The organism is Paracoccus luteus, from assembly GCF_004522155.1.
Taxonomy (GTDB): domain Bacteria; phylum Pseudomonadota; class Alphaproteobacteria; order Rhodobacterales; family Rhodobacteraceae; genus Paracoccus; species Paracoccus luteus.
Genome location: NZ_SDEA01000010.1, coordinates 94,858 through 106,900, shown reverse-complemented (window position 1 = coordinate 106,900; position 12,043 = coordinate 94,858). Strand labels below are relative to the sequence as shown.

Genomic DNA, 12,043 nt, shown 5'->3' with positions numbered 1-12,043 from the left:
GCAGTCCCGGACCCGCGACCCGCCGCAGGGCTTGCACCGGCGCTTGCCCTGACCCGACCGGATCGGCCATCGTCACCCTTCGCTTCACCGCACCCGAAGCGCGTCCGCTTGCGCCCTTTCCGCGCTCGATCTGCCTTGCCGTTGTCCTTGCGGGCATTTCGCCCTTGATGCCGGTATGGGCGCGCGGGACGGGCGAGGGCAGCGGCAAGGCGGCGAAGGCACGGGAGACGGTGCGGGACCAAGCCCCTGCTTGCCGCACGCCACAGGCGCCACCCAATCGCAGGATTGCACCGGGATGCGATAGGCGTTCCGTCGCGGCGGAAAATACCGCAGGTGGCACCATGGCGCCCGCAATCCTGACCGCAGGGCTTGCGCTAAGCTTGCTCTGACGGGACCGAATCGGCGGCAGGTCGCCGCGAAAGCAGGCGGGAAGGCTGATCGTCCGCCGGCCGCGGTGCCAACTACAGGCAAAGGAACAACAACCCAAACAACAACAGGCAGCTAGGAAAAAATCACGAGGCGGTCCAATGGAGCGGGGCGCGAATATACCCACGCGGCAACCTTGCCGGAAGGACCCGTTGCGGGGGTGGGCGACGGGGCCGCTTGCCACCGACCCGACGGATTGAGGCGCGGCGAAGGCGCGGGCGGGATCAGCCGCACCGGATGTCAGCGCCAGCGCCGTGCCGGCGAAGGATCAGCCCCCGATAATCCCGGCGAGCAAGAGTTTGGAAACCAGATCGGCCGGAGCCGCGACCATTGAACGCATGGGAAGCCCCTTGGCGACAAGCCTCGGCGAAAGAGCGCGCGAACGCGGCCGCGGGCGCCATGGTGGGGCTCTGCCTTGCGGCGCGGGATCGTGGCAGGGCGAGGAAAGCCGCGAGCGGTCATCGGTCATCCGTCATCCTTGGAGGACAGGGCAAAAGGGCAAAAGGGCAACCGGTCTTCGCCCCTCATAAATGTTTCGATTTTCACGTATTTTTTTCTCTACGTGGTATATGAAAGTTGGTAATTATGCCCTTTTGCCCTAGGCCATTGAAACTAAACGATTTTTTGACACTCTCGGCCGCCGCATTTCGCCCTTTGGGGCGTTTTTCCTGCCCTTTTCTGCCCTTTTTGCCCTTTCGGCCGTCGCCGCCCTTCGCTTCGCCGCGCGCGAAGCGCGTTTGCTTTCGCCCTTTCTACGCTCGATTTGCCCTGCCATTGTCCCCGCGAGGGCATTTTGCCCTTGATGCCCCGTTGGGGCGCGGGGCGTGGGGGAAGGCAGCGGCGAAGGCAGGCGCGGGCGATCAAGCCTCCGCTTGTCAAACGTCACGGGCGGCAGCCATCGCAGGCTTGCACCGGACGCAACGGGCGGTCGGCTGGGGCGGATGAAGCCGGAGATCGCTCCATCATGGCCTCGCCGGTTGGCACCATGGCCCCGCAGTCCCTACCCGCCCCCTGATGGCGGGGCTTGCACCCGGTGCGGGTTCGGATGCGACCGGATCGGGGGCAAGTCGCCGTGAAGACGGGCGGCACAACTGATCGCCCGGCCGGGTGCTGGCCGGATTGCGCCCCGCCTCGGCGCTACGCCCTCGCAGGTGGCACCATGGTCCCGCAGCCGCGACCCCGCGCCCGGACCGCAGGGCTTGCGCCGGTGTTTGCCCTGACGCGCTGGAATCGGGAGCAGGGCGCCGCGAAGGGAGGCGGCAAGGCTGGTCGCCGGTGTCGGCGCTAGCGGGATCGGACTCCGTGACAACGCCACGGACCGGCAGGACGGACCTTCGGCACCGATCCGTCCTGCATGGCGAGACTATGACGGAATACCCCGCGCTACCCCCGGCAGTTTCGCAAGCAGAACGGGCAGAGCAAACCGCTCAACAGCCGTTAAAGCGCGATCAGCGCCAACGCTTTCGCCCGAACCTCGAGCGATCCGCCCCGGCCGTAGTCGGGGCGCTTGTATTTGTGGCCCATCAGTTCTGCCCTGATCCTGTCATCAATCCCGGCCTCGGTCATCCGGTCCTCGAAGGAATGGCGCAGACTATAGGCGGAATGATCGTCAGTTTCGCGCAAGCCGTTTTCCGCAAGATACTTGTTCACGGTCGCCGACCAGCTATCGGACTTGTCAAGGTAACGCTTGATCCCGCCGCGGGCCGCGATCCGCTTCGCCGCGGCAAGCGACACGCCAAGCAGCGGGATTTGCCGGGGCGCGGTTTGCGTCTTGAGGACGCGGGCGACCTGCCGGGCAATGTCCAGATGCGGAACGCCGGCGGCGACCGCGAAGGCGTCGGGCGCGCAGCCCAAGATTTCGGACGGCCGGGCGCCCGTGTTGACCATCACGAGCAGGACGTCGCGCGCCTCGTCATTCATGCCGGCCAGCGCGCCGGGCTTGAGCAGCGTGTCGCGGATGAACTCGGCCGTGAACGGCACGCCCTTTGTCCGCGTCGTCGCGCCCTTGAAGCGCAGTTTCGCAAACGGATTTGGCAATTCGAGCGCGTGATATTCGGCCCATGTCCGAAACAGGTCGGACAGATGCCCAATGTCCTTGTTTGCCGATCCGCGGTCCAAGCCCTCGCCCGTGATCCGTTCGGCCCAATGGTCGCGGAACCGTTGCGCGTCCGTCCGCGAAATCGCGGTCATTGCCAGATCGCCGCAGACCTTGACGAAGGAGGCGACCGCCCGCTCGCGCGGTTGCTTCCACCGCTTGACCTGCGACTCGGACTTGCCCGACAGGCGATCCACGGCCGCGAACTTGAACATTTCGTCAAGCGCGGCCGTGATCGTGACCGCCGGCGCCTCGATGGCGCCAAGGAGGGCGGCGGCCTCGACCAGCGGCGCGAACGTGCCGTCGGGGCGGATCAGCGCCTCGAGGCGCGACAGCAGGTCTTCGACCGGGCCGCCGGCCAGCTCGGCGGCGGACCGATAGGCGAAGCCACGCGCCTGCGCGAGCCGCTTGGCGGCGTCGAACGCGGCGGCGGCGTCATCGGCCCGGCCGGCGGCGAGCGCATCCCAATAGGCCAGAAACTCGGCCTCGACTGCGACGGCCTCGCGCTTCGCCTCACGCGGGCAACCCGTATGCAGCGCCTTGTTGACCTTGGGCCGTGGATCGACATGGGCGAACCGCTTGGGAACCCGCTTGACGAAGTAATAATAACCGCGGTCGAGCGTGATCCCCATGTCGCCCCCCGAATGCCAATGTTCCGGGATTTGTTCCGGGATTTTGGCCTACCGTCAAGCCGGAAATCCCGGTGATTGCGAGGTTCTCAGGGGAAAATGGCGATTTCGGGTGGTTCTTATGGTGGAGCCAAGGGGAGTCGAACCCCTGACCTCTTGAATGCCATTCAAGCGCTCTACCAACTGAGCTATGGCCCCACCGGAGGTCCGGGAGGCAAAGTCCGCCGCCCGCGTGGGGGGTCGTATAGGGGCAGGCGGCGGGGGGTGCAAGCGGAAAAAACGCGGGGCTCGCGACCTTTGTCCGGGGGCGGATGCGCCGCGCCCCGTGCGGGCGAAACGCTTGCAAACGGCCGCCGGTGCGCATGAAAAAAGGGGCCGCGGCGGGCCCCTTTCAGGTCGGATCGTCCCGGCGATCACTCGTCGTCGGGTTCGGCCACGTCGGCGATGTCGTCCAGCGACACGTCCGCGTCGTCGTCGTCGTTGTCGTCCAGCAGATCGTCGTCCAGATCGCCGGCCTCGTTGCCGTCGTCCAGATCCTCGTCGTCGATCACCTCGTCGGTTTCGGCCGCGCGGGCGGCCGCCTTGTCGGCGATCATCGACCGGCCGCGCGCGGTGGTCAGGCTTTCGGCGGTGTATTCGGTCCCGCAGGACGGGCAGGTCATCGGGTCGCGCTGCAGGTCGTAAAACCGCGCGGTGCAATGGGGGCAAAGGCGCTTGGTGCCCCATTCCTCTTTGGGCATGGTGTTCTCTTTCCGCACAAGGTCAGGTAAATCCGCTGTCCCCTGCCACAGCGTGTCAGGGCTGTAAAGCGGTTTGCGGCGGCAGGAAGGCAGGGATGGGCGGCATGGACGGGCAGGGGACGGACGTGGTGGTGGCCGCGGGGATCGCCGTGGCGGTCCGCCGGTCGGCGCGCGCGCGGCGGATCACGCTGCGGGTGTCGCGGGCCGACCATGCCGTGACGCTGACCCTGCCCGCGCGCCTGCCGCAGGCCGAGGGGCTGGCGTTCCTGCGCGCGCGCGAGGGGTGGTTGCGCCGGGCGCTGGACGCGCTGCCCCCGCCGGCGCTGGTCGTCGCCGGGGCCATCGTCCCGGTGGGCGGCGAGGGCCTTGCCGTCACGCCCGCGGCGGTGCGCGCGCCGCGCGTCGCCGCGGGGGCGCTGCTGGTGCCGTCGGGCCGCCCGCCGGGCGCGTCGGTCGAGGCATTCCTGAAACACAGCGCGCGCGCCGACCTGGCCCGCGCTTGCGACCGCCACGCGGCGGCGCTGGGGCGGCGGTTCACGGCGATCACGCTGCGCGACACGCGGTCGCGCTGGGGCAGTTGCACCCATGACGGGCGGCTGATGTTTTCGTGGCGGCTGGCGATGGCGCCTGCCGCAGTGCTGGACTATGTCGCCGCGCACGAGGTTGCGCATCTGGCGCACATGGACCATTCGCCCGCGTTCTGGGCGGCGGTCGGGCGGCTGATGCCCGACTATGCCGAACGCCGCGCGTGGCTGCGCCAGCACGGCGGCGGGCTGCAGTCGTGGCGGTTCCGCGCGCCGACGCCGGCGTCGGCCCCGGCACAGGGTTGACCCGCGCGCCGTTCGTGATCACAGATCGCGCATGTCCGTCCGCCCCGCCAGTCCGGCCGCCTCGCAACCCGCCGCGCATGAACGGCTGTATCGCGCGCTCCGCGGCCGGATCATGCTGGGCGAGTTGCCGCCGGGCAAGGCGCTGACCCTGCGCGGCCTTGCCGCCGAACACCGCGTCAGCATGACCCCCGCGCGCGAGGCGGTGCGCCGGCTGGTCGCCGAAGGGGCGCTGACGCTGTCGGCGTCGGGCCGCGTCGCCACCCCCGCGCTGTCGGTCGAGCGGATCGAGGAACTGGCCGCCCTGCGCGCGCTGATCGAGCCGGAGCTGGCCTCGCGCGCCCTGCCGCGCGCCCATTTCGCCCTGATCGACCGGCTGGCCGCGATCAACGCCGCCATCGGCGACGCGGCGCAGAACCGCGACTCGGTCGGCTATATCCGGTCTAACCTGGAGTTCCACCGCACGCTGTATCTGCGCGCGCAGGCCCCGGCGATGCTGGCGATGCTGGAGACGATCTGGCTGCAGCTGGGACCGACCATGCGCGCGGTCTATCAGCGCAGCCGCCGGAACGAGCCGCCGCGCCACCACCGCATGATCCTTGCGGCGCTGCGGGCGGGGGACGAGCCGGGCCTGCGGCTGGCAGTGCGGACCGACGTGACGCAGGGCCTGCGCCACCTTGCCGCGGACGGCGGGCTATAGCCGCCCGGGGCGGGGTCAGACCTCTTCGATGCGCAGTTCAACCGGCTCGCCGGTAATGACGCCGGTGCGGGGCAGGGCCTCGATGGCGTGGTCGATGGCGTCGGGCGTGGTCTTGTGGGTCACGATCAGCACCGGCGCCTCGCCCGCCGCATGGCCATACTGGCGCATCCGGTCGATCGAGATGCCGCTGTCGCCCAGCACCGCCGCGACCTTGGCCAGCGCGCCGGGTTTGTCGGCCAGCGTCAGGCGGATGTAATAGGCCGCGGGCACCGCGGTCCGCGCGGGCTGCGGGCGGGCCAGCGTCTTGGCGGGCTGGCCAAAGACCGGCAGCCGCACGCCGCGGGCGATTTCCACGATGTCGGACAGCACCGCGCTGGCGGTCGGCCCTTCGCCCGCGCCGGCGCCGCGCAGGACGATCTGGCCCACGGCGTCGCCTTCGATGACGACCATGTTGGTGCCGCCCTGCAGCTGGCCCAGCGGGCTGTCGCAGGGAACAAGGCAGGGCGACATCCGCTGTTCCAGCCCGCGCGCGGTCATCTGCGCCACGCCCAGCAGCTTGATGCGGTATCCCATGTCGGCGGCGCGCTCGATGTCGTCGATGCTGACCCGCTCGATCCCTTCGATTTCCACGGCGTCAAAGGCGGGCTGGCTGCCGAAGGCGATGGCGGCCAGGATCGCCAGCTTGTGGCTGGCGTCGATGCCGCCCACGTCCAGCGTCGGGTCGGCCTCAAGATAGCCAAGCTGCCGCGCCTCTTCGAACACGGTGTCATAGGGCAGGCCGGCCGACTGCATCCGCGTCAGGATATAGTTGCAGGTGCCGTTCATCACGCCCATCACCCGCTTGATGCGGTTCCCGGCCAGGCTTTCGGTCATCGTCTTGATGACCGGGATGCCGCCCGCGACCGCCGCCTCGAACCGGATGACGCGGCCGGCGGCCTCGGCGGTTTCGGCCAGCGCCTGCCCGTGCATCGCCAGCAGCGCCTTGTTGGCGGTCACGACGTCCTTGCCCGAGGCCAGCGCGATCTCGGTCGCCTCTCGGGCGATGCCTTCGTCCCCGCCGATCAGCTCGACAAACACGTCCACGTCGTCGCGACGGGCGAGATCGCGGGCGCAATCCTCCCATTCATACATCGACAGATCCGCGTCGCGGTTCCTGTGGCGGTCGCGCGCGCAGATCGCGGTGATCGTGATCGGACGGCCGGACCGCGCGGCGATCAGGTCGGCGTGGGCCTGGATGATCTTGACGACGCCGATCCCGACGGTCCCCAGACCGGCGATGCCGAGACGCAGCGGCGTGGGGGTGGGGGACATGGAAAGCCTCGTCTGATGAAGGGGCAGGACATCGCCCACGGTCGACCGGGTGTTAGCGCGGGGTCCGGGGCTTGGCAACGTGGCCGCGGGTTACAACCAGCGGCGGGTGCGCGCGGCCCAGGCGTCGAAGGCACCCGCGTCGCGGTTCCGCAGCCAGGTCTCCTCGCGCCGGACGAAGCGGCGGTCGATCAGCAGGACGAAGGCGGGCACAAGCACCAGCGCGGCGAGCGGCTGCCAGGCCAGGCAGAGCCCGGCGAGGATCAGCACGTCGCCGAGATAGATCGGGTTGCGCGACAGGCGGAAGATGCCATGCGTGACCAGCGCCGTCGGCTGGCGCGTCGGATCGACCGTCGCGCCCGCGCGCGTCATCGTCACCGCCGCGACGGCCATCAGCGCCAGACCCAGCGCCACCAGCGCCCAGCCCGCCGCGGGCGCGGTCGGCATGGGCAGTATGCGCCCCGCCACGAAGGCCAACGCGGCAAAGACCAGGATCCAGACCTGGGGATAGTCGAGCAGCTTGCGGATCATGCGTGTTCCAGGATGAGGGCTCATTCCCGCCACAACCGCGCGACCCAGTCGGCAGGGCGGATATAGTGGCGCAGGTGCCGGCCGAGGCTCTCGCGCCGGCGCCCGTCCAAGGCGGCGCGCAGATGGTCGAGGGGTGCGCGCGGGCTGTCCTCCTCGCTCCACCGGCCGGCGATGGCGTCGGGCGGGTTCAGGCTGCCGGCGAAGATCACGATGCGCGCGCCCGTGGGGATGCGCGGGGGCGACCAGTAGCGCGCGGGGAAGGGCGGCACGCAATCGGCGCGGAAATGGACGACCCAGCCCTTGGGCCAGAACTTCACCCCGCCCGGTGCCCGGCGCGTGACGAAGCGCTGCTCGAAGCGGTATTCGTCGGCGACGGCCTGCGGGTCGGCACGGAAGATCTGCTGCAGGGGCGCGAGCTTGCCCACGCGCATCCGATAGACCGAGGTCTGGCCCAGTTTCTCGAACGGCTTGATCCGCGCGGGGTTGGTGGCCAGCACGGTGTCGCCGGGGTCGCCGAAGCTGAAGAAATCGTCGAGGTTGCCGACGATCACCACGTCGAGGTCGAGAAACAGCACCGTGCCGGTGATGTCGCCCAGATCGCCCCACAGCCGCGACTTGGGCCATTTCCCAAGCGTGTTCTTCGGCGCCTCATAGTCGAACGCGGGCAGGGGCCGGACCGCCACGTCCGGGTGCAGCCCCGTGCCATCGTCGGTGAAGCAGACCAGCCGGAAGGGCGGCGTGATGTTGCGCGCGATCATCCCGTGCAGGCGATTGACATATTCGGGGCCGAACTTGGTGCCCCACTTGATGCAGATGATCTGTTTCAGCGCGCCGGTCATGGTCCGAGTGCTGCCACGCGGACGGTCCCGCTGCAAGCGGCGCCAGCGAAAGCGGGGGCGGCGCGCGCGTCAAGCCGCTTGTTTGCCAAAGGGATTCTCATGGCCTGCGATCCCGTCCGGCTGCCTTGCATATTGCGCGGCCGGACCCCCTGCGTCAGGGTCGCGGCTGGGTGCGGCATAAGACCGCGGTTCCGACAAGGAGATTGACGATGACGACAGGGATGAATTCGGCCTTGGTCTGGGCGGCCGTTCTGGCCGCAGGCATCATCGGCACGGCGGGGGCCGAGGTGAGCACCGCGCCGCAACCGGCGGGCGGGGCTACCCCCGCGCAGGACACGTCCGGCGCACCGGCCCCGCAGGCCGGCATGGCGGCCGCGCCCGCGGAATGTCCGGTTGCGGAATATGCGATGGCCCTGCGCTGGCAGCAGGCCTCGGGCGAGGCCGAGGCGTTGCAGCGTCAGGCCTATGCGCTGGCGCGGCTGCGGCTGGACGAGGCGCTGGCGAAGAAGGGCGACGACAAACTGGCCATCGTGACCGACCTTGACGAAACCGTGATCGACAATTCGGCGCTGATCGCGCGCGACGTGGCGGCCTGCCACGATTTCAGCGGCTGGGACACCTGGAAGGACTGGGAACGCACGGGCAAGCCGACGCTTATCCCCGGCGCCAAGGATTTTCTGGACTATGCCGACAGCCAGGGGGTTGCGATCTTCTATATCTCGGACCGCTATGACGAGAACAAGGACGCGACCATGGCGACCCTGACCGCGCTGGCGCTGCCGCAGGTGACGGGGGATCGGGTTCTGCTGCTGGGGCCGCCCAAGGGTGACCGGCGGGCGCTGGCCGGCAAGGACCACCGCATCGTGCTGATGCTGGGCGACACGCTGCACGATTTCGACACGCCCTTCGAGGGCAAGGACGCCGCCCCGCAAAAGGCGCGGGTCGCGGAAACGGCGGACCGCTTTGGCGTAGACTGGATCGTGCTGCCCAATCCGACCTATGGCGATTTCAGCAAGTCCGAACTGAGCGGCTGGGACGCGCCCATCCGCACCGAATAGCACGGCTGGCCCGCGCAGGCCACGGGACTGCGCCGGCCGTTTTTCGCCGCGCCCTCAGGCGGCGCGGGACCGCACGATCTGCATGATCTCGCGCGCGGCGTCGGGGATGTTGGTGCCGGGGCCAAAGATCGCCGCGACGCCCGCCTGCCGCAGGAAGGCGTAATCCTGCTGCGGGATCACGCCGCCGCAGATGACGATGATGTCCCCGGCCCCCTGGGCCTTCAGCGCCTCGATCAGCTTGGGGGCCAGCGTCTTGTGCCCGGCCGCCTGCGACGAGATGCCGACGATGTGCACGTCGTTGTCGATGGCGTCCTGGGCTGCTTCCTCGGGGGTCTGGAACAGGGGGCCCACGTCCACGTCGAAGCCGATGTCGGCGAAGGCGGTGGCGATCACCTTGGCGCCGCGGTCGTGGCCGTCCTGGCCCATCTTGACGACCAGCATGCGGGGGCGGCGGCCTTCCGATTCCGCGAACGCCTCGACGTCGCGCTGGATGCGGGCGAAGCCCTCGTCGCCCTCGTAGGCGGCGCCATAGACGCCGGCCAGCGTCTTCACCTCGGCACGGTGGCGGCCGAAGACCTTTTCCATCGCCATGCTGATCTCTCCCACGGTTGCACGCGCGCGGGCGGCCTCGACCGCCGCTTCCAGCAGGTTGCCGCCCTCGCGGGCGCGGCGTTCCACCTCGGCAAGCGCCGCCTCGCAGGCGGACTGGTCGCGGGTGGCGCGGATGCGGTCCAGCCGCGCGATCTGGCTGGCCCGCACGGCCATGTTGTCGATGTCGAGGATGTCGATCGGGTCTTCCTTGTCCTTGCGATACTTGTTGACCCCGACGATCACCTCCTCGCCCCGGTCGATCATGGCCTGCCGCCGCGCCGCCGTTTCCTCGATCCGCAGCTTGGGCTGGCCGGTGGCGACGGCCTTGGTCATGCCGCCCATCGCCTCGACCTCCTCGATGATGGCCCAGGCCTTCTCGGCCAGTTCGGCGGTCAGGCTTTCGACGTAATACGACCCCGCCAGCGGATCGACGACATGGGTGATGCCGGTTTCCTCCTGCAGGATCAGCTGGGTGTTGCGGGCGATCCGGGCGCTGAAGTCCGTCGGCAGCGCGATGGCCTCATCCAGCGCGTTGGTGTGCAGCGATTGCGTGCCGCCCAAAGCCGCGCTCATCGCCTCATAGGCTGTGCGGATCACGTTGTTGTAGGGATCCTGCTCCTGCAAGGACACGCCCGAGGTCTGGCAATGCGTCCGCAGCATCAGCGAGGATTCCTTCTTCGCGCCAAAGCCCGTCATGATGCGGTGCCACAGCAGGCGGGCGGCGCGCAGCTTGGCGGCCTCCATGAAGAAGTTCATGCCGATGGCGAAGAAAAAGCTCAGCCGCCCGGCAAACGCGTCCACGTCCATGCCCGCCGCGATGGCCGCGCGGACATATTCGCGCCCGTCGGCCAGCGTATAGGCCAGTTCCTGCACCAGGTTCGCCCCGGCTTCCTGCATGTGATAGCCGGAAATCGAGATCGAGTTGAACTTGGGCATCTCGGCCGAGGTATAGCCGATGATGTCCGCGATGATCCGCATCGAAGGCTCGGGCGGGTAGATGTAGGTGTTGCGGACCATGAACTCCTTGAGGATGTCGTTCTGGATGGTCCCCGACAGCACCGAGCGGTCGTGGCCCTGTTCCTCGCCCGCCACGATGAAGCTGGCGAGGATCGGGATCACCGCGCCGTTCATGGTCATCGACACCGAGACCTTGTCCAGCGGGATGCCGTCGAACAGCACCTTCATGTCCTCGACAGAATCGATGGCCACGCCCGCCTTGCCCACGTCGCCTTCGACGCGGGGATGGTCGCTGTCATAGCCGCGATGGGTCGCCAAGTCGAAGGCGACGGACACGCCCTGCTGCCCGGCGGCAAGGTTGCGGCGGTAAAAGGCGTTGGATTCCTCCGCCGTCGAAAAGCCCGCGTATTGCCGGATCGTCCAGGGGCGACCCGCATACATCGTGGCACGCGGACCGCGCGTGAAGGGCGCGATGCCGGGCAGCGACCCTGTATGGTCCAGCCCTGCGGTGTCCGCTTGGGTGTAAAGCGGCTTGACCGTGATGCCTTCAAGCGTGTCCCAGTTCAGCGTGTCGGGATCGGCGCCGCGCAGTTCCCGGGTGGCCAGCGCGCGCCATTGATCTAGGTTCGGGGTCTGGGTCATGGCTCGGTCCTTTCCGATGCAGCTTGCATGGCTATATTCAGGGATATGATGACGGGACGAACGAAACGGCGGGCCACCGCGCGCGCGGCACGGCTGGCCGCCGCCGCGGTGTGGATGGGGACGGGTGCGGCGATGGCGATGGGGTCGGCCACGCCGCCGCCGGCGCCGGTGGCGCTGCCGGATGGCGGGCGTGCGGCGCCCGCGCGCGGGATCGCGCCGGGGGCCACGGCTGCGTTGCCCGCGGGGGTGCAGGGCGCGCCCGCCGGGCTGGCCGTGGCGCAGGCGGCAGAGATTGCCCCCGACGCGCTGCGATACAACGCGCGCGCGGTCGTCGTCTTTGCCGACACGCCCGAGGATGCGGCGTTCGCGGCGCAGATGCGTCTGCTGGACCGCGATCCGGGGGCGCTGGCCGTCCGCGACGTCCGGGTGATCGTGGACACCGATCCCGATGGCGCCAGCGCCTGGCGCATGATGCTGCGGCCGCGCGGGTTCTCGATGGTGGTGCTGGACAAGCAGGGCAACGTGATCGAACGCAGGCCGACGCCGTGGGACACCCGCGAGATCGGCCGCGCCATCGACAAGACGCCCGAACGACGGGCCGAGATCGCGCGCGGGGGGCGATAGCCGCGGCTGTTGATCGCCGCAGGCATCGCACCTATATTCGTGGCAGGATGCGCATCGCGCGCACCGCAGATCCGGG

10 protein-coding genes and 1 tRNA gene are annotated in these 12,043 nt (G+C 69.1%); 4 read left to right on the top strand and 7 right to left on the bottom strand.

Features of this window, described 5'->3' with window-relative positions; translation table 11 throughout:
• Nucleotides 1-1,863: 1,863 nt before the first annotated feature.
• The 3 genes from EPA64_RS12625 to EPA64_RS12615 all read right to left on the bottom strand — a co-directional run bounded on the left by EPA64_RS12625 (nucleotide 1,864) and on the right by EPA64_RS12615 (nucleotide 3,890).
• Nucleotides 1,864-3,153, bottom strand: coding sequence for a DUF6538 domain-containing protein (locus EPA64_RS12625; protein ID WP_134726702.1), 1,290 nt, complete (start codon nucleotides 3,151-3,153; stop codon nucleotides 1,864-1,866).
• A gap of 119 nt (nucleotides 3,154-3,272) precedes the next feature.
• A tRNA-Ala gene (locus EPA64_RS12620) sits at nucleotides 3,273-3,348 on the bottom strand.
• A 215-nt stretch (nucleotides 3,349-3,563) separates the two neighbouring features.
• Nucleotides 3,564-3,890, bottom strand: coding sequence for a TIGR02300 family protein (locus EPA64_RS12615; protein WP_134726701.1), 327 nt, complete (start codon nucleotides 3,888-3,890; stop codon nucleotides 3,564-3,566).
• A gap of 95 nt (nucleotides 3,891-3,985) precedes the next feature.
• Between EPA64_RS12615 and EPA64_RS12610 the strand changes: the two genes are divergently transcribed.
• Nucleotides 3,986-4,720: a M48 family metallopeptidase gene (locus EPA64_RS12610; protein ID WP_246026749.1), complete on the top strand. Its 735-nt coding sequence runs from the start codon at nucleotides 3,986-3,988 to the stop codon at nucleotides 4,718-4,720.
• 31 nt (nucleotides 4,721-4,751) lie between these two features.
• Nucleotides 4,752-5,417 carry a GntR family transcriptional regulator gene (locus EPA64_RS12605; RefSeq protein ID WP_134726700.1) on the top strand — a complete coding sequence of 222 codons (666 nt, stop codon included), beginning with the start codon at nucleotides 4,752-4,754 and terminating at the stop codon, nucleotides 5,415-5,417.
• A 15-nt stretch (nucleotides 5,418-5,432) separates the two neighbouring features.
• On the opposite strand, the gene EPA64_RS12600 is transcribed toward EPA64_RS12605, so the two are convergent.
• The 3 genes from EPA64_RS12600 to EPA64_RS12590 all read right to left on the bottom strand — a co-directional run bounded on the left by EPA64_RS12600 (nucleotide 5,433) and on the right by EPA64_RS12590 (nucleotide 8,095).
• Nucleotides 5,433-6,728 (bottom strand): homoserine dehydrogenase, encoded by a 1,296-nt coding sequence (locus EPA64_RS12600; RefSeq protein ID WP_134726699.1) that lies wholly within the window; start codon nucleotides 6,726-6,728, stop codon nucleotides 5,433-5,435.
• A 90-nt stretch (nucleotides 6,729-6,818) separates the two neighbouring features.
• Nucleotides 6,819-7,256 carry a methyltransferase family protein gene (locus EPA64_RS12595; RefSeq protein WP_246026748.1) on the bottom strand — a complete coding sequence of 146 codons (438 nt, stop codon included), beginning with the start codon at nucleotides 7,254-7,256 and terminating at the stop codon, nucleotides 6,819-6,821.
• Between the two features lie 20 nt (nucleotides 7,257-7,276).
• Complete coding sequence (locus EPA64_RS12590) at nucleotides 7,277-8,095, bottom strand: glycosyl transferase (protein ID WP_134726698.1); 819 nt, start codon at nucleotides 8,093-8,095, stop codon at nucleotides 7,277-7,279.
• Between the two features lie 209 nt (nucleotides 8,096-8,304).
• On the opposite strand from EPA64_RS12590, the gene EPA64_RS12585 reads away from it, so the two are divergent.
• Nucleotides 8,305-9,153, top strand: a complete 849-nt coding sequence (locus EPA64_RS12585; RefSeq protein WP_246026747.1) for a 5'-nucleotidase, lipoprotein e(P4) family — start codon at nucleotides 8,305-8,307, stop codon at nucleotides 9,151-9,153.
• 54 nt (nucleotides 9,154-9,207) lie between these two features.
• Here the strand turns inward: EPA64_RS12585 and scpA are convergent, their stop codons facing one another.
• Nucleotides 9,208-11,343: a methylmalonyl-CoA mutase gene (gene scpA / locus EPA64_RS12580; protein ID WP_134726697.1), complete on the bottom strand. Its 2,136-nt coding sequence runs from the start codon at nucleotides 11,341-11,343 to the stop codon at nucleotides 9,208-9,210.
• A gap of 45 nt (nucleotides 11,344-11,388) precedes the next feature.
• Between scpA and EPA64_RS12575 the strand changes: the two genes are divergently transcribed.
• Nucleotides 11,389-11,967, top strand: a complete 579-nt coding sequence (locus tag EPA64_RS12575) for a DUF4174 domain-containing protein (RefSeq protein WP_246026746.1) — start codon at nucleotides 11,389-11,391, stop codon at nucleotides 11,965-11,967.
• The last annotated feature ends 76 nt before the right edge of the window (nucleotides 11,968-12,043 follow it).

Excerpts from the sequence above, each read along its gene's own strand:
- EPA64_RS12625 (WP_134726702.1), bottom strand. The coding sequence starts at position 3,153 with ATGGGGATCACGCTCGACCGCGGTTATTATTACTTCGTCAAGCGGGTT.
- EPA64_RS12615 (WP_134726701.1), bottom strand. The coding sequence starts at position 3,890 with ATGCCCAAAGAGGAATGGGGCACCAAGCGCCTTTGCCCCCATTGCACC.
- EPA64_RS12610 (WP_246026749.1), top strand. The coding sequence starts at position 3,986 with ATGGGCGGCATGGACGGGCAGGGGACGGACGTGGTGGTGGCCGCGGGG.
- EPA64_RS12605 (WP_134726700.1), top strand. The coding sequence starts at position 4,752 with ATGTCCGTCCGCCCCGCCAGTCCGGCCGCCTCGCAACCCGCCGCGCAT.
- EPA64_RS12600 (WP_134726699.1), bottom strand. The coding sequence starts at position 6,728 with ATGTCCCCCACCCCCACGCCGCTGCGTCTCGGCATCGCCGGTCTGGGG.
- EPA64_RS12595 (WP_246026748.1), bottom strand. The coding sequence starts at position 7,256 with ATGATCCGCAAGCTGCTCGACTATCCCCAGGTCTGGATCCTGGTCTTT.
- EPA64_RS12590 (WP_134726698.1), bottom strand. The coding sequence starts at position 8,095 with ATGACCGGCGCGCTGAAACAGATCATCTGCATCAAGTGGGGCACCAAG.
- EPA64_RS12585 (WP_246026747.1), top strand. The coding sequence starts at position 8,305 with ATGACGACAGGGATGAATTCGGCCTTGGTCTGGGCGGCCGTTCTGGCC.
- scpA (WP_134726697.1), bottom strand. The coding sequence starts at position 11,343 with ATGACCCAGACCCCGAACCTAGATCAATGGCGCGCGCTGGCCACCCGG.
- EPA64_RS12575 (WP_246026746.1), top strand. The coding sequence starts at position 11,389 with ATGATGACGGGACGAACGAAACGGCGGGCCACCGCGCGCGCGGCACGG.